The sequence below is a fragment of the Kineococcus sp. AC630 genome (genome assembly GCF_979255925.1).
The window spans coordinates 180,807-196,286 of the sequence record NZ_CEEDMJ010000003.1 but is presented as its reverse complement, the minus strand read 5'-3'; the positions used below and the strand labels follow the sequence as shown (position 1 = coordinate 196,286).

The window sequence follows — 15,480 nt, the reverse complement described above, 5'->3', positions numbered from 1 at the left end:
CGGCCTCAGGACCGTCGCGTCAGCGCCTGCACCAGCAGGTCGGCCGCAGCGGCCGAGGACCCCGGGTTCTGGCCGGTGATCAGGACCCCGTCCTCGAGCACGTAGGAGCCCCAGTCGGCGCCCTTGGAGTAGTCGCCACCGAGGGCGACGAGTTCGTCCTCGACCAGGAACGGCACGACGTCGGTGAGGCCGACGCCCTCTTCCTCCGAGTTGGTGAAACCGGTGACCCGCTTGCCCTTCACGACCGGGGTCCCATCCTCGTCCACCACGTGGCGCAGCACGCCCGGGGCGTGGCAGACCAGTGCGGTGGGCTTGCCGGCCCGCAGGAAGTCCTGGATCAGGCTGATCGAGTGCTGGTCCTCCGCGAGGTCCCACAGCGGTCCGTGGCCGCCGGGGTAGAACACGGCGTCGAAGTCGGCCGCGTCGACGGTGGACAGGACCTCGGTGGAGGCGAGCGCGGCGAGCGCCTCGGGGTCGTTCTCGAAGCGGCGGGTCAGCTCGGTCTGGGAGTCCGGTTCGTTGCTCTTGGGGTCCAGCGGGGGCTGGCCGCCCTTGGGGGAGGCGAGCGTGAGTTCCGCGCCGGCTTCCTTCAGCCCGTAGTACGGCGCGGCCAGTTCCTCCAGCCAGAAGCCCGTCGTGCGGCCGGTGTCGCCGAGCTGGTCGTGGGAGGTTAGGACGATCAGGACCTTCATGGGGAGTGCGCCTCGCTGGGGTTGGTCGGTACGGCCGGGGGTCCGGCGGTGGTGGGAACACTAGACGACCGGTCTAGTCGCGTCTAGTCTCGTCGTCGTGACCCTCGACACGCCCGGTTCCTCGACCTCCGTCCAGCCGCTCGAGCGGGGTGCCTGGCGACGCCCCGCGTTCGGGGCGCTGGTCGTCGCCTGGGGCGCGAACATGTTCGCCTCCCTGCTCCAGACCTACCGGGGCGATCTGAGCCAGGTGCAGGTGACCACGCTGTACGGCGCCTACGCGCTGGGGCTGATCCCGGCGCTGCTGGTGCTGGCCCGACTCTCCGACCGGTGGGGACGACGGGCCGTGCTGGGTTCCGGACTCGTCCTGTCCGCCGCGGGAACCCTGGTGATCCTCCTGTCCGGCAACGACTTCGCCGGCATCCTCGGCGGCCGGGTGCTGGTCGGGGTCAGCGCCGGTGCCGCACTGGCCCCGGCCACCGCCTGGATCCGACGGCTCTCCGACGACGCGGGCTCCGGGGCCGCCGGTGCCCGCCGGGCCGCGAGCGCGCTCACCGGTGGGTTCGCCCTGGGGCCACTCGTCTCGGGGATCGTCGTCCAGTGGTCCCCGGCGCCCCGCCCCGTGGCCTACCTGCTCCACGTGGTGCTCGTCGGAGCGGCCCTGCTGGCACTGCGCGGAACGCCGGAACCGCCGGCCGCCCGACCGAGCGCCGGCACGCTCCCCGGACCCGGTCTGCGCACCGTGCTGGGCGGGCGGCTGTTCTTGTTCGCCATCGTCACCACCGCACCGTGGGTGTTCGGGGCCGCGACCACGGCCCTGGCGGCGCTCCCCGTCCTGGTGCCGCTCGGTGGCTACGGTGCGGTCGGCAGCGGGGTGATCGCCGCCACGACGCTCGGCGCGGGCATCCTCGTCCAGCCGCTGGCGCAACGTCTCGAGCGACGATCCCCCGCCACGCCGTTCCGGGTCGGCGTCCTCGCGGTGGTCGTGGGCATGCTGGTCGCCACCCTCACGGTCGCGACCGGGTCGGTGGCCTTGCTGGTCGTCACGGCGGTGGTCCTCGGCTCCGCCTACGGCCTGCTCCTGGTCAGCGGGCTCCGACTGGTCCAGGCCCTCGCGCCGGACCAGCACGCGGCGGTCGCGACGGCCGTGTTCTACGCCCTGACCTACGTGGGGTTCGCGGCCCCCGTGGTGATCCAGACCCTCGCGCAGGTCTGGAACCCCGAAGCGGTGCTCGTGGGCGTCGCCGCGCTGGCCGTCCTGAGCCTGGTGTCCACCTCGCTCGCGTGGCCCCGCCACCGCGCCGAGGTCTGAGTAGGCTCCGCCCGGTGAACTCCGGCGACGTCCAGCGCGCGTACTCGGCGCTCGCCGACCGCTACGTCGAGACCCTGGGAACCATGGACGTCGTGCACCCCGACGACCTCCGGCTGATCGAGCGGCACCTGGGGTGTCGCCGCGGGCCGGTGCTCGACCTCGGATGCGGCCCGGGGCACCTGACCGCCCACCTGCACGCGGCTGGTGCTGACGTGACCGGGATCGACCTGGTGCCGGAGTTCATCGCCCACGCCCGCGCGACCTACCCCGGGGTTCCGTTCGAGGTGGGTTCGCTGACCGGACTCGACCGGCCCGACGGAACGGTCGCCGGCGTCCTCGCCTGGTACTCGTTGATCCACGTCGACCCCGCCGACCTCGACGCGGTCCTCGCCGGTCTCCGCCGGATGCTGACGCCGGGAGGTTCGCTGGTCGTCGGGTTCTTCGACGGCGAGGTGTGCGAACCGTTCGCGCACACGGTGATCACCGCCCACCGGTGGCCGGTTCACGAGTTCGTCCGCCGGCTCGCCGCCGCCGGGTTCGAGGAGGTGGAGCGGGCGCAGCGGGGCCAGGAGGGCAGGCGGCGTCCGCACGCCGTCGTCGCCGCGCGGGCGGTCTGACCGTGGACGTCGCCGCGGGCCTCCTCGGGAGTCCGTTGTTCGCCGGTGGAGCGGGCGCACGCTGGTTGTCCGGGTTGCCGTCCCTGCTGTCCGGGGTGAGCGAACGCTGGCACCTCACCGTCGAGGACGGGGAACCGGTGCGCCACGGAGCCCACGCGGTGGTCGTCCCCGTCCGACGGGGTGGGGAACGGATGGCGCTGCGGCTCGCCCCGCCGGAACCAGGGGTCGTGGCGGCCCTCGAGGCCTGGGGTGGTGACGGTGCGGTGCGGCTGGTCGCGGCCGACGAGGACCGGGGGGCGCTGCTGCTCGAACGCCTCGACCCCGCGCGGTCACTGCTCGACCTGCCGCCGGTGGAGGCCGCCCGCGTGGTGGGCCGGCTCGTCCGTCGGCTCGCCGTCCGTCCACCGCCCGGGTTGCCCACGACTTCCGGGCAGGCACGGGCCATCGCGACGGAGTGCCGGGGTGCGCCGGACGAGTCGATCCCGGGCGTGTGGCGGGACGAGGCCGCGAGGTGCGCCGGGGAACTGGCGCGCGGGTACGGGGAACCCGTTCTCGTGCACGCCGACCTCACCCCGGAGAACGTCCTGCACCGACCCGGCGGGGGTTTCGTCGCGGTGGACCCCCGGCCGGTGGCGGGAGACCCGGAACGCTCCCTCCCGGAGTTCCTGCTGCGCAGCGTCGACGGGTGCCCCGGTGAGGGGGAGTTGCCGGAGGTGTTCGCCGCCTTCGTGACCGCCGGTGATCTCGACCCGGGACGAGCGCGCCGCTGGCTGGTCGCGCGCACCGTGCAGTACTGGGCGTGGGCACTGGGAGCGGGTCTGACCGAGGACCCGGTCCGGTGCCGCCGGCTCCTCACCGAGTTCGCGCAGGCGCAGCCCGGTGGTGGACCCACCGGAGCGCCTACCGTGGGTCCGTGAGTTCTTCCCCGGTCCTGCCCGTCCTCCTCGACTGGGTTCCCGAGCGGCACGAACTGGACGAGGCGTTCCGGGCCGCGTTCGCGGCCAGTGCCGGTCGTCGTTTCCTGGTGTCGCTCATCGGCCTGGTCCTCGTGCTCGCCGGAGGCGCCCTGCTGCGGACGCCGTTCCTGGCGCTGGTCGGGTTCGGCGGTGCCGCGGGTCTGCTCGCCTGGCGGTCGTTCGGGTGGCGGCTGGCGGCCCGCCGGGCGTGGCGACTGCCCATCGCGCGGGCCCGCCGCGAGCTGGTCGTGGCCGAGGACGGTGTGCACGTGCGGACCGCGAGCGGCTCGACCTCGCACACCGTCTGGGCCGACGTCCGCGGGATCGCGGAGCGACCGCACGTCCTCGTCCTGGAGCTCGGTACCAGGCTGTTCCTGGCCGTCCCGCGGCGGGCGTTCCCCTCCCCGGAGGTCGTGGAGTTCGTGCGCCGGACCGTCGCCGAGCGTGCGTCGGGACCCACGCGCTGACCGATCGCCGTCACCGGAGGTAGCGTCCGGGGGTGGAGACGATCGAGTTCCGGATCCTCGAGGAGCAGTTCCCGACGGGTCTGCACCCCTCGATCGCCCCCTTCCTCAGCGGTGTTCCCCTCGCGGACCTGCTGCGCGAGGTCGAACTCCCGGCCGCCCGACGACGGGGGGACCTCTCCCTGGCCGGCTGGTACGCCGGGCTGACCGGGACCGGGATCCGCTGGCCCTCCCGGCACTACCTCGGGGAACCCGCCGCGGGCTCGGGGACCGTCCTGCTGGGCTGCACCTGCGGCGAGGCGGGGTGCTGGCCCTTCTCCGCCGTCGTGCGGGTCGAGGACGACACGGTCACCTGGTCCGACTACCACCACGGGTTCCTGGACGCCGACTACCGCGAACTGCGACCGTTCACCTTCGACCGGCGGCAGTACGAGGACGCCGTCCGGGCGACGGCCGACTGACCCGCCCCGAGGAGGACCCGTGCCGACCAGCCCGGGCACGGACTACACCGGCGGCGACTTCTACTGCGACGTCGCCCTGCCGGACCCGCAGGCCCTCCGGGTCGTGCACGAGGACGACGAGGTCCTCGCCTTCCACCACACGAGACCGTTCTGGCCGACCCACGTCGTGATCGTCCCGAAACGGCACATCGCGTCCTTCGCGACGGTCACGGCCGCCGACGAGTCGACGGTCCGTGCGCTCCTGCGCGTCGTGCAGCGGATCGCCCGGGAGGTGGAGGTCCGCGAGGGCGCCGCAGCGGTCCTCACCAACCTCGGCACCTACCAGGACTCCAAGCACCTGCACGTGCACGTCCACTCCGGACGGCAGCTGCGGGACTGACCCCTACTCGCCGTCGCCGAGGACGAACGGGTACACCGCGTCCGCGCCCGCACGACGCACCTGCCGGGCGGCGACCGTCAACGTCCACCCGCTGCGGGTGCGGTCGTCGACGAGCAGGACGCGCTTGCCGGCGACGGGGGCGTCGTCGGGGAGTTCGATCCGTCGCGCGACCTGGGACAAGCGGTGGGCGGAGTTCACGTCGCTGCGGGTCGGGGAGTCGTCCAGCAGGCGGAACGTCGCGAGGACCGGGAGACCGGTGTAGCGCGACAGACCGTCGGCGAGGTGAGCCACGAGCTGGGGCCTCGACGCCGAACACAGCGCCACGATGCCGTCGAGGGCCAGGTCGCGGGCCCAGTCGTCCAGGACCGCAGCGGCCGCGTGCCGCAGCGGGACGGGGGTCTCGCCGTCGGGGACACCGGTGGCGAAGAGCTCGCGGACGGCGTTGCCCCAGCCGAGGTCCGTCGTGCGGGCGACCGCGCGTCCGGTGCCGGGCTGTTCGGCCGGTGCGATCTTCCCCGACACGGCGACGTCGAGGGTCTTCATGCCCGAGGGCCACATCTTCTTCGGTTCCAGCGGAACCCCCGGCCGGTCGAGGTCGGCCCCGGCCCGGGTGACGGCGCTCTCGTCGACGTCGCGGGACACCTGGAACCCACCGCAGTTGTCGCAGCGTCCGCAGGGAGCGGCGTCCGGGTCGTCGAGGGCACGGCGCAGGAACTCCAACCGGCACCCCGTCGTGGCGACGTAGTCGATCATCGACTGCTGCTCGACCTCACGGGTCTGCGCGACCCGGGCGTAGCGCTCGGTGTCGTAGTTCCACTCCGCGCCCGTCGCCTGCCACCCACCGCGGACCCGCTTGACCGCGCCGTCCACGTCGAGGACCTTGAGCATCATCTCCAACCGGTTGCGGCGCAGCGTGACCCGCGCCTCGAGGGCCGGAGTGGACATCGGTGCCCCGGCGTCACCGAGGACGCTCAGCGCGAGCCGCACGTCGTCCTCGGCGGGGAAGCCGATGGAGGCGAAGTAACGCCAGATGTCGCGGTCCTCGGCGCCCGGCAGCAGGACGACCTCGGCGTTGTCGATGCCACGACCCGCACGCCCGACCTGCTGGTAGTAGGCGATCGGGGAACTCGGCGCCCCGAGGTGCACGACGAACCCGAGGTCCGGCTTGTCGAAACCCATCCCCAGGGCGCTCGTCGCGACCAGCACCTTGATGCGGTCGTTCACCAGGTCGTCCTCGGCCTGCAACCGCTCGGCCGGGTCCGTCTGCCCCGTGTAGGGCACGGCCTCGATCCCGTGCCCGCGCAGGTGCGCCGCGACGTCCGCGGCCGCCGACACCGTGAGCACGTAGATGATCCCGGAACCCGGGAGTTCCGGCAGGTGCTGGACCAGCCACGCGAGGCGGTGGGCGTGCGTGGGCATCGACACCACGGCCAGCCGCAGCGACTCGCGGTCGAGGGAGCCCCGCAGGACCAGGACGTCCTCGAGGGTTCGCGTCCCCGTCACCGACAACTGCTCGGCGACGTCGGCCGTCACGCGCTCGTTCGCCGTCGCCGTCGTCGCCAGGACCGGGATGCCTTCGGGCAGGTCCGCCAGCAACGTCCGGATCCGCCGGTAGTCCGGCCGGAAGTCGTGGCCCCAGTCGGAGACGCAGTGCGCCTCGTCCACGACGAGCAGGCCCGTCGTGGCGGCCAGCGGCGGGAGGACCTCGTCGCGGAACCCGGGGTTGTTGAGGCGCTCGGGGGAGACGAGCAGGACGTCGACCGACCCGTTGCGCACGTCCTCGTAGACCCGGCCCCAGTCCTCGCCGTTCGTGGAGTTCACCGTCACCGCGTGCACCCCGGCCCGTTCGGCGGCCGCGATCTGGTTGCGCATCAGGGCCAGCAGGGGGGAGACGATGACCGTCGGACCGGCCCCGCGGGCGCGCAGCAGCGCCGTCGCGACGAAGTACACCGCCGACTTCCCCCAACCGGTGCGCTGCACGACGAGCGCGCGGCGACGGTCCGCCACCAGGGCCTCGATCGCCGTCCACTGGTCCTCGCGCAGCCGCGCGTCGGGGCTGCCGACGAGCCGCTGCAGCACCTGCTCCGCCTCGGCGCGCAGGGCGGTGCGGTCGAGGGTCGTCGCGGAGGGGACGGTGGCGGCGGGCATGGGCAGGACTCTGCCACCGACGTCCGACACGGGCCCACCGCCGTCCACAGGTCCCCGGGACCGGGCGGGGCTCAGACCGGCGGCTGCGGGTCGTACTGGATCCCGCGCCGCACCTCGCGCGCCCGCTCGACCCCGGCCAACCGCGACACCAGGTGCAGCGCCATGTCGATGCCCGCCGAGACCCCCGCGGAGGTGATCACGTCACCGTCGTCGACGAAGCGGTCGTCGGGGCGCACCTCGATGCTCGGGTCGAGCTCCGCCAGCACGTCCAGGGAACCCCAGTGCGTCGTGGCGGGGCGGCCGCGCAGCAGACCCGCCGCCGCGTAGACCAGCGACCCCGTGCAGACGCTCGTCATCAGCGGGACGGCCTCGCGCTGCGCGCGGACCCAGTCCAGGTGCTCGGGGTCGACGAGCTGGGGGCGGGTACCGCGACCTCCGGGGTGGAGCAGGACGTCCAGGGGTGGGGCGCCGGCGAAGGAGTGGTCCGCCCCCACGAGCAGGCCCTTCGCGCACCGCACGGGTTCCCCCGTCCGCGACAGGCAACTCACCGACCAGCCGTCGTCGGGGAAACCGCGCGCCCAGAAGGCGAGCACCTCCCAGGGACCGACGGCGTCGAGTTCCTCGACACCGTCGAAGAGGACGATGCCGATGTTCCGCGTCTCTGCAGCAGTGGTCACGGCGCCAGTCTGCCGCTCGGCGCGACGGGACCCGCCGCGAGGAGCGCGACCGCGCGACCCCGCCGCCGCAGGAGCCGTCGGAGGTACGGCGCGAGGACGACCCGGGCGACGACGGAACCGGCTGCGCCGCAGGGGAGTATCACGTCCATCCGGTCGTGCATCAGGGTTCTTCCCGGCCCCACGCGCACGAACAGGTGCTCGTGCCGCATCCGGGCGAACGGGCCGTCGACCTGTTCGTCGACGAAGAACCCCGGGCGTTCGTGGGTGGTGATCCGGCTCGTCATCGTCCACCACGCCCCGAGGTGGTGCGCGGAGAACGTCACGTCGTCGCCCAGCTCCAGGACCCGTCGACCGGAACTCGTCGAGGCGGTCTCGGAACTCCCGGCCAGCGACGCCGCGTGCACGTCGACGTCGAGCTCCAGGTCGAAGACGACGCCGGGTTCCGCCTCGACGACGGTGACCACCTCGATCCGGGCCACCCGGCCCTCCCGCCTCACGCGGGCGCCGAGAACACCAGGGAGTACCGCCAGAACAGGTGTCGACGGATCGCCGCCCCGGGGGTCTGACGAGCGGCCGCAGCCCGCACCTGCGTGAGGGTCGACACCGCAGGAGCCGTCGGGGCGGAACCCGCCACTCGACGCTGCCTCAGGTTCTTCACCCAGCCCACCACGAGGTTCGCCGGCACGGCGAGCAGGCTGAGGGCGACGTCGCTGCGGGACTCCTCCCGGTACACGCCGAGGACGACGAGGGTTCCGCCGGGGGCCAGCAGTTCGCGCAACCGGCGCAGCGCGGGTTCGAAGGGGACGTGGTGCAGCACGGCGAGGGCGGTGACGACGTCGTAACCGGGTTCCAGGGGCGCGTCCCCGAGGTCCGCGACGCGGTAGTGGACGCGGTGGTCGACGGGGAGGCCGGAGGTGAGTGCGCGGGCCGTCGCGACGACCCCTGCGTCGCGGTCGACGGCGTCGACGTGGCGGGCGGTGCCCGCGAGCCGACGGGCGAACTCGCCCGTCCCGCACCCCACGTCGAGGGCGCGGTCCACCGGCCCGGGCAGACGGCGCAGGACCCAGCGGTGGTGGTGGGCGTTGTGGTCCCAGGGGTGCTCGCGCATCCATGCGTCGCACCCGCGCAGGACGATCCCTCCGAAACCCCGCACCGGACCTCCCTCGTGAGGAGGCAGTCAAGCACGCCCGCACCCGTCGAAGCGCGAGTCGCGTCCGAGCACGGGTCGACGACCCGCCGTCGCGCTGCTGCTGCTGGCCGCGCGGGACAGCAGCGAGGCCGGCCCCGGCGACCTCGGGGGCGCGGCGTTCGTCGCTCGCACCTGCGCTCGTTCGCCGCGGCCGCCCCCCTCCGCCTCGCCGTCACCGAGCGCCTCGAGGCCCCGGCCGACCTCGCCTCCCACCCCACCACGGGCCACCTCCGGCTGCCGCCGCGACGTTCCTCGGGCTGGTCCCTGCTGCTGCGCGGCGCCGTCGCGGCCGGCGCTCCGGTCGAGGAGGTCCGTGGCGTGAACGCCCCCACCGGCTCCCTCCGGTGGGCGAGCTCCCGGGGTGGGGGAGCCGGTGCCGGAAGTCGGTGCTTCACTGCCTGGGTGCGCTACGTCGTGATCGGGGCAGGAGCGATCGGCGGGACGATCGGTGGACGACTCGGGCAACACGGTCACGAGGTCGTCCTGGTCGCCCGCGGATCTCACGCGGACAGGTTGCGGGAGAAGGGGTTGCGACTCCTCACCCCCACGGGTCCGGTGGAGCTCAACGCCCCCGTGGCCAACTCCCCGGCCGACGTCGTCCTCACCCCCGACGACGTGCTGGTGCTGGCCGTCAAGGTCCAGGACGCCGCCGGTCTGCTCGCCGACTGGGCGGCCGCCCCGGTCGGTGACTCCACCGCCGGGCACGAGCTGCCGATCGTCTGCGCGCAGAACGGCGTCGAGGGGGAACGGCTGGCCCTGCGGTGGTTCCGCCGGGTCGTCGGCGTCTGCGTGTTCCTGCCCGCGACGCACCTCGAACCGGGCGTCGTCAGCTCCGAGGGGGCACCGGTGTCCGGTGGTTTCGTCCTCGGTCGCTACCCCCGCGGTCGGGACGAGCTCGTCGAGCAGATCGCCGCCGACCTGGCCGGCGCCGGGTTCGCGACGATCGTCAGCGACGACGTGATGGCCGCCAAGCGCGGCAAGCTCATCGACAACACCGGCAACGCCCTCGACGCCGTCTGCCGTCCCGAGGCCGGTAGCGACGCGTTGCGGGAGGAGGCCCGGGCGGAAGGGCTCCGGGTCCTGGAGGCCGCGGGAACGCCACCGCTGGGCCGGGCCGAGGCCCTGCCGGAACTCGCCGAGATCGGCTTCCACACCGCCCCCGTCGCGGGCAGCGAACGACTCGGGTCCTCCAGCTGGCAGAGCCTGCACCGCGGGGGCTCCGTCGAGACCGACTGGCTCAACGGCGAGGTCGTCCGGCTCGGTCGCGAGCACGGGGTGGCGACACCGGTCAACGAGGCGTTGCAGGTCCTGGCTGACGCCTCGGTGCGGGGAGGCCTCGGGCCCAGAGCCTTCGGGGTGCAGGACGTCCGGGCGCTCGTGGCGAGCGTCGGGGGGGACCAGGCGGCCGCCACCGGGACCGACCTGAGAGGGTGAGCCCCATGCGCGTCGACCACGTCGGCTTCGCCGCGGGCCCCGAGGGGCTGCAGGAGACCGCCAGGTCCCTGGCGGCGCGACTCGGCGTGCGCGTCGTCGACGGGGGTCCCCACCCCCGCTTCGGTACCCGCAACGTCGTCCTGCCGCTGTCCGGGGGCAGCTACGTCGAGGTCGTCGAGGTCCTCGACCACCCCGTCGCCGAGAAGGCGCTCTTCGGGCGGGCCGTGCGCGAACGGACGCTGCAGGGCGGGGGCTGGTTCAACTGGTCGGTCGTGGTCGAGGACCTGGCCTCCTTCGCGGAACGCCTGGGCGAGACCGCCGAGGAGGGTGTCCGGCGCCGCCCCGACGGGGTCGAGCTGCGCTGGCACCAGATCGGTGCGCCCGCGCTCAGCGAGGAACCGCAACTGCCGCTGCTCATCGAGTGGGACGGGCCGGACACCCAGCACCCCTCGGCCATCGCGCTCGCGGGCGGCAGTCGTCTGGCGGGGCTCACCATCGCCGGCCAGCGCGAACGGGTCCGCGGCTGGCTCGGCCTGCCGCCGGACTTCAGCGCCGACCGCATCGACTTCACCTGGCTCGACGTCGTCGGAGGACCGCGCAGCACGGGACTGCGCTCGGTCCGCTTCGAGACCCCGCGCGGAACCGTCGAGATCTGATGGACTGGTTGCCCGGCTGGATCCCCTCGATCACGGCCTCGGCCATCGCGCTGCTCGTCGTCGACCTCGTGGTGCGCCTCACCGCGATCGCCGTGGTCCCCGTCAACCGGCGCCCGAGTTCCGCCCTGGCCTGGTTGCTGACCATCTTCTTCATCCCCTACATCGGGGTCGTGGCGTTCCTGATCATCGGGAACCCGAAGCTGCCCCGCAAGCGCCGCCGCAAGCAGCGGGAGATCAACGAACTCATCCTGTCCTCGACCAAGGGGATGGACCTCGTCTCCTCCGACCACCCGTGGCCGCCGTGGCTGACCGGGATCGTCGAGCTGAACCGCAACCTCGGGGCGATGCCGCTGGTCGGCGGCAACCACGCCCAGCTCGAGGGGGAGTACGACGAGGCGATCCGGGCGATGGCGCGCTCGATCGACGGCGCCCGCGACTACGTGCACGTCGAGTTCTACATCATGACCAAGGACCCCACGAGCGAACCGTTCTTCACCGCGCTCGAACGCGCCGTCGAGCGCGGGGTCAAGGTCCGGTTGCTGCTCGACCACGTGGGGTCGCTGCGCTACCCCGGCTACCGCCGCACGATCCGCTTCCTCGAGGACGTCGGCGTCGAGTGGCACCCGATGCTCCCCGTCCAGCTGCACAAGCTGAAGTACCAGCGTCCCGACCTGCGCAACCACCGGAAGCTCCTCGTCATCGACGGCGACGTCGCGTGGATGGGGTCGCAGAACGTGCTGGACCGCAGCTACAACAAGCGCGGGAACCTCAAGCGCGGACTCCAGTGGCAGGACCTCATGGTGCGCCTCGAAGGGCCGATCGTCGCCGGGGTCGAGGCCATGTTCATCACCGACTGGTACTCCGAGACCGACGAACTCCTGGAGACCGAACGACCCGAGGTCTCCCCGGTCGGATCACCCGGGCGCCTCGAGTGCCAGGTCGTCCCCAGCGGCCCCGGGTTCGACGGCGAGAACAACCTGAAGCTCTTCAACGCGCTGCTGTACTCCGCACAGCGCACCATCTCGATCACCAGTCCGTACTTCGTGCCGGACGAGTCCATGCTCTCCGCCATCACGACGGCCGCCGAACGCGGGGTCGACGTCGAACTGTTCGTCTCCGAACTCGGCGACCAGGCCCTCGTCCACTACGCCGAGTGCTCCTACTACGAGAACCTGCTGCGCGCGGGGGTCCGCATCCACCGCTACCCCGCGCCGTACGTGCTGCACGCCAAGCACATGACCGTCGACGAGGAGGTCGCCGTCATCGGTTCCTCGAACATGGACATGCGCTCGTTCCTGCTCGACCTGGAACTCACGCTGATGGTGTGCGGGCGGGAGTTCTCCGACGACCTGCGCCGGGTCCAGGACGAGTACCGGGCGAAGTGCACGGAACTCACCCTCGAGCAGTGGCTCGCCCGGCCGCGCTGGAACGTCATCAAGGAGAACCTGTCCCGCCTGACGTCGGCGTTGCAGTAGGCCGGTCCAGTCCCAGCCGCGCCAGTTCGAGGTCGGCCAGCGCCCGCACCACCGACGGGTCCTGGTCCTGCCAGGCGGCGGCCGGATCCGCGTGCACGGCGAACAACCGGTCCGGCGGGCTCGACGTCAGAGCGCGCAGAGCCAGGACGCGGTCGCCGCCACGGGTGCCGGCGAGTCGCCCGGCCTCGCGCGCACGTCGCGCCCACCGGAGGCGTCGAGCGAGGTGGATCGCGGTGACGAACAGGATCGGCAGCAGGGCGGTCAGCACACCGAGCAGCGTCGCCACGTGCAGGACGGACTCGATCTGCGCATCGGCGGCACCGGCGAGCGAGGTGGCGCTGTCGGCCGAGCGGTCCAGGACCCCGGCGAGGTCGTCGCCGATCAGCGGGGTCCGCGCGGCGGTCCGTCCGGCGGCGGTGAGACGGTCGGCGAGGTCGCTCGAACCCGCGGAGAACTGCCGCGCGGGGTCGACGGCACCGGCGATGACCCCGTGCACGGTGGTTCCGGCGAGGACGCTCGCCAGCACGGCCAGCAACCACAGCAGGTCCGCCGTGAGCTGCTGGTTCCGGCGGGCGCGCCGGTCGGCGTAGAACTTCACCCGGCGCGCTCCACGACGACGGCCCGGTTGTCGGGGAACAGGGTGGAGGAGGTGGTGTTCCTGGTCGGCCGGTCCATCGCGGGGACGTTCAGCGGAGGTCGTCGCGCACGGTCCGGCGTCGGGCGCTGCGCACGACGAGGACCAACCCGACGATCGCGATGATCGGGCCGAGCACCGCCCAGAGCGTCCTGCCGCTCATCCCCGATCCACCGAGCACGTCCAGACCCTGCAGGGTGAAGAGGACGCCGGCGGCGGTGATGACGATCCCCGCGATGATCCCCACGATTCGGCTCATCTCCGCGACGCTACAGCATTCAACAAAGTGGGACGGGTCCCCGTCACGACGCCGTCGGAGCGGGTGCACCGTGGCTCGCCGGGAGAACCGGGGCGGCGGAACCCGTGCCGTCCGACCGGGAAGGCATGCCGGTAGGTCGCCGGATCGGACCGGGACTGCTCGTCCCGCACCCACCTCGCGACCACTGACACCTGTCGCCCGACCCTGGCCTCGCGTCAGCCGAGGAGTTCGTCCACCCAGCACCACCGCCACGCCTCGCCCGGTTCGGCGCTGACCATGGCGGGGTGCGCGGTCTCGCCGAAGTGGGCCCGGGCGTGCCGCAGCTCGGAGGAGTCGCAGCACCCGGTGTAGCCGCAGGCCAGGCAGGTCCGCAGGTGGACCCAGGCCACCCCGGCCGCGACGCACTCCGCGCACTCGGTCGGCGGCTCGCCGTAGCGCTCGGTCGCCTCGTCGCGCGAGCACGCGGTGCGCAGGTGGGCGCAGCCGCCGTCACCGCGCGGGGCGAGCCGGCGGTCGAGGGCGAGGGGTTCGAGGTCCTCGAGGCGGTCCAGCAGGGCCTCTTCGAAGTCGACGTCCGCGAGCGCCCGCTGCAGCACCTCGGGTTCCGCGGTACCGCGGTCGCGGGCGGTGACGACGACGGTGCGCTCGGCGGCGAGCATCTCCAGGCGGAGGCGGTGGTAGACCGCCGACGGGGTCATCGAGTCGGACAACGGCCGGCCGAGGCGTTCCCAGGCGGCGTGCGAGCGCGACTTCGAGCGGCCGCGCAGCTGCATCACCACGTGCCGGGGTTCCTCCCCGGTGAGCAGTTCGTCCAGCCGTCGCATGCCGGCCTGGGCGGCCGCGTCGCCCAGGGCCGCGGCCTGCAGGGCGTCCTCCGCCGGGTCCGGTGCGGGCAGCCCGACGCGGCGCACCACCCAGGGCAGGCTGAGGCCCTGTACCAGCAGGGTTCCGACGACGACGGCGAACGCGGCGAGGAGCAGGACGTCGCGCCCTTCGACGTCCTCGGGGATGAGCTGCGCGGCGGCGAGGGTGACGACCCCGCGCATGCCGGCCCAGGACAGCAGCAGCGAGATCCCCGGCGACCAGGCCTTCGGGCGCAGGTGCGGCACGGCGTGGAAGACCCCGGCGGAGGCGAAGACGAACACGAACCGGGCCGCGATGGTCGCGACGAGCACACCGAGGCAGACCAGCAGGATGCGGCCACCGGAGAACCCGCTGTCGGCGGCCCCGCGCAGCAGCAGCGGAAACTGCAGACCGATGAGCACGAAGACCGCGTTCTCCAGCAGGAACGCCACCGTCCGCCAGTTCAGCGTCTCCGCGACCCGGGACGCGGCCGTCTGGACCTTGGGGGAGACGTGCGCCATCGCGAGCCCCGTCACCACGACGGAGAGGACCCCCGACACGTGCAGCGCCTCGGCGGGCAGGAAGGCGAGGTAGGGCGCGACGAAGGAGACCGCGGTGTCCAGGACGGGGTTGCGGATCCGGGTCCGCACCAGGGCCAGGACGGCGGCGACGACCCCGCCGATGAGCACCGCGCCGACGACGGCGAGCAGGAACTCGCCCCCGATGTGCAGCGGGGAGAGCTCGGTGGTGAGGGCCGACGTCGCCGCGGCGAGGGCGATGAGGGCGGAGGCGTCGTTGAGGAGGCTCTCCTCCTCGAGGAGAGTGGCGACCCGGCGGGGCAACCCCAGGCGGCGGCCGATGGCGCTCGCGGCGACGGCGTCCGGCGGGGCGACGACGGCCCCGAGCGCCATGCACGCCGCGAGGGCGACCCCCGGCAGCAGCAGCGACGTCGTCCACCCCACCGCGAGGGTGGTGAACACGACGAGCACCACCGACAGCAGGACCGTCGCCGTCTTGTTGCGGGTGAAGTCGACCAGCGACGTGCTGGCCGTCGCCGCGTAGAGCAGCGGGGGCAGCAACCCGTTGAGGACGACCTCGGAGCCGAGGCTGAAGTCCGGGACGGCCGGCACCAGCGAGACGACGGCGCCGACCACGACGAGGACGAGGGGGGTCGGCCAGCCGAAGCGGTCGCAGACCGCCGACACCAGGCACACCCCGACGGTCAGCGCCACGAGCGCGATCGCGATCTCCACGAGCGGACCCTACGACGCCCCGACCGGTGGGTGG

General features: G+C 73.2%; 17 protein-coding genes. 9 read left to right on the top strand and 8 right to left on the bottom strand.

The features are described 5' to 3' along the window. Window positions 1–5: 5 nt before the first annotated feature. The gene (locus AC0I8G_RS04645) at window positions 6–692 is read right to left on the bottom strand and encodes a type 1 glutamine amidotransferase domain-containing protein (RefSeq protein WP_471728876.1); all 687 of its coding nucleotides are present in this window, start codon (window positions 690–692) and stop codon (window positions 6–8) included. 97 nt (window positions 693–789) lie between these two features. On the opposite strand from AC0I8G_RS04645, the gene AC0I8G_RS04640 reads away from it, so the two are divergent. The 6 genes from AC0I8G_RS04640 to AC0I8G_RS04615 are packed head-to-tail and all read left to right on the top strand — an operon-like array spanning window position 790 to window position 4,878. After that, the gene (locus AC0I8G_RS04640; protein ID WP_471728875.1) at window positions 790–2,001 is read left to right on the top strand and encodes an MFS transporter; all 1,212 of its coding nucleotides are present in this window, start codon (window positions 790–792) and stop codon (window positions 1,999–2,001) included. A gap of 14 nt (window positions 2,002–2,015) precedes the next feature. Continuing rightward, on the top strand, window positions 2,016–2,618 hold the full coding sequence (locus AC0I8G_RS04635) for a class I SAM-dependent DNA methyltransferase (RefSeq protein ID WP_471728874.1): 603 nt from the start codon (window positions 2,016–2,018) through the stop codon (window positions 2,616–2,618). A gap of 2 nt (window positions 2,619–2,620) precedes the next feature. After that, window positions 2,621–3,535 carry an aminoglycoside phosphotransferase family protein gene (locus AC0I8G_RS04630; protein ID WP_471728873.1) on the top strand — a complete coding sequence of 305 codons (915 nt, stop codon included), beginning with the start codon at window positions 2,621–2,623 and terminating at the stop codon, window positions 3,533–3,535. Next, window positions 3,532–4,041, top strand: a complete 510-nt coding sequence (locus AC0I8G_RS04625; protein ID WP_471728872.1) for a YcxB family protein — start codon at window positions 3,532–3,534, stop codon at window positions 4,039–4,041. The genes AC0I8G_RS04630 and AC0I8G_RS04625 overlap by 4 nt, the downstream gene beginning before the upstream one ends. A gap of 32 nt (window positions 4,042–4,073) precedes the next feature. Continuing rightward, window positions 4,074–4,499, top strand: coding sequence for a hypothetical protein (locus AC0I8G_RS04620; protein ID WP_471728871.1), 426 nt, complete (start codon window positions 4,074–4,076; stop codon window positions 4,497–4,499). Window positions 4,500–4,518: 19 nt separating this feature from the next. Continuing rightward, on the top strand, window positions 4,519–4,878 hold the full coding sequence (locus tag AC0I8G_RS04615; RefSeq protein ID WP_471728870.1) for an HIT domain-containing protein: 360 nt from the start codon (window positions 4,519–4,521) through the stop codon (window positions 4,876–4,878). 3 nt (window positions 4,879–4,881) lie between these two features. Here the strand turns inward: AC0I8G_RS04615 and AC0I8G_RS04610 are convergent, their stop codons facing one another. From AC0I8G_RS04610 to AC0I8G_RS04595, 4 genes are all read right to left on the bottom strand, one after another. After that, window positions 4,882–7,026 carry a RecQ family ATP-dependent DNA helicase gene (locus AC0I8G_RS04610; protein WP_471728869.1) on the bottom strand — a complete coding sequence of 715 codons (2,145 nt, stop codon included), beginning with the start codon at window positions 7,024–7,026 and terminating at the stop codon, window positions 4,882–4,884. A 71-nt stretch (window positions 7,027–7,097) separates the two neighbouring features. Next, window positions 7,098–7,703, bottom strand: a complete 606-nt coding sequence (locus tag AC0I8G_RS04605) for a DJ-1/PfpI family protein (protein WP_471728868.1) — start codon at window positions 7,701–7,703, stop codon at window positions 7,098–7,100. Beyond that, window positions 7,700–8,182: an SRPBCC family protein gene (locus AC0I8G_RS04600; protein ID WP_471728867.1), complete on the bottom strand. Its 483-nt coding sequence runs from the start codon at window positions 8,180–8,182 to the stop codon at window positions 7,700–7,702. The genes AC0I8G_RS04605 and AC0I8G_RS04600 overlap by 4 nt, the downstream gene beginning before the upstream one ends. 14 nt (window positions 8,183–8,196) lie before the next feature. Next, window positions 8,197–8,856 (bottom strand): class I SAM-dependent methyltransferase, encoded by a 660-nt coding sequence (locus AC0I8G_RS04595; RefSeq protein WP_471728866.1) that lies wholly within the window; start codon window positions 8,854–8,856, stop codon window positions 8,197–8,199. A 438-nt stretch (window positions 8,857–9,294) separates the two neighbouring features. On the opposite strand from AC0I8G_RS04595, the gene AC0I8G_RS04590 reads away from it, so the two are divergent. From AC0I8G_RS04590 to cls, 3 genes are read left to right on the top strand one after another with little or no spacing between them, the layout of a single operon-like run. Beyond that, window positions 9,295–10,326 carry a ketopantoate reductase family protein gene (locus AC0I8G_RS04590; protein ID WP_471728865.1) on the top strand — a complete coding sequence of 344 codons (1,032 nt, stop codon included), beginning with the start codon at window positions 9,295–9,297 and terminating at the stop codon, window positions 10,324–10,326. A 5-nt stretch (window positions 10,327–10,331) separates the two neighbouring features. Continuing rightward, the gene (locus AC0I8G_RS04585; RefSeq protein ID WP_328293387.1) at window positions 10,332–10,982 is read left to right on the top strand and encodes a VOC family protein; all 651 of its coding nucleotides are present in this window, start codon (window positions 10,332–10,334) and stop codon (window positions 10,980–10,982) included. After that, window positions 10,982–12,457 (top strand): cardiolipin synthase, encoded by a 1,476-nt coding sequence (gene cls, locus AC0I8G_RS04580; RefSeq protein WP_471728864.1) that lies wholly within the window; start codon window positions 10,982–10,984, stop codon window positions 12,455–12,457. The genes AC0I8G_RS04585 and cls overlap by 1 nt, the downstream gene beginning before the upstream one ends. Here the strand turns inward: cls and AC0I8G_RS04575 are convergent. The 3 genes from AC0I8G_RS04575 to AC0I8G_RS04565 all read right to left on the bottom strand — a co-directional run bounded on the left by AC0I8G_RS04575 (window position 12,417) and on the right by AC0I8G_RS04565 (window position 15,446). Continuing rightward, a complete protein-coding gene (locus AC0I8G_RS04575; protein WP_471728863.1) occupies window positions 12,417–13,055 on the bottom strand; it encodes a hypothetical protein in 639 nt (212 codons plus the stop codon). The two genes, cls and AC0I8G_RS04575, sit on opposite strands and share 41 nt — an antisense overlap. An 88-nt stretch (window positions 13,056–13,143) precedes the next feature. Continuing rightward, the gene (locus tag AC0I8G_RS04570) at window positions 13,144–13,350 is read right to left on the bottom strand and encodes a hypothetical protein (RefSeq protein ID WP_471728862.1); all 207 of its coding nucleotides are present in this window, start codon (window positions 13,348–13,350) and stop codon (window positions 13,144–13,146) included. Between the two features lie 215 nt (window positions 13,351–13,565). Continuing rightward, entirely contained in the window at window positions 13,566–15,446 is a 1,881-nt protein-coding gene (locus tag AC0I8G_RS04565; RefSeq protein WP_471728861.1) for a cation:proton antiporter domain-containing protein, read from the bottom strand. Window positions 15,447–15,480 lie beyond the last annotated feature (34 nt).

Bases quoted from the DNA above. Each gene is read 5' to 3' on its own strand.
- AC0I8G_RS04645 (WP_471728876.1), bottom strand. From the start codon at position 692: ATGAAGGTCCTGATCGTCCTAACCTCCCACGACCAGCTCGGCGACACC.
- AC0I8G_RS04610 (WP_471728869.1), bottom strand. From the start codon at position 7,026: ATGCCCGCCGCCACCGTCCCCTCCGCGACGACCCTCGACCGCACCGCC.
- AC0I8G_RS04585 (WP_328293387.1), top strand. From the start codon at position 10,332: ATGCGCGTCGACCACGTCGGCTTCGCCGCGGGCCCCGAGGGGCTGCAG.
- cls (WP_471728864.1), top strand. From the start codon at position 10,982: ATGGACTGGTTGCCCGGCTGGATCCCCTCGATCACGGCCTCGGCCATC.
- AC0I8G_RS04570 (WP_471728862.1), bottom strand. From the start codon at position 13,350: ATGAGCCGAATCGTGGGGATCATCGCGGGGATCGTCATCACCGCCGCC.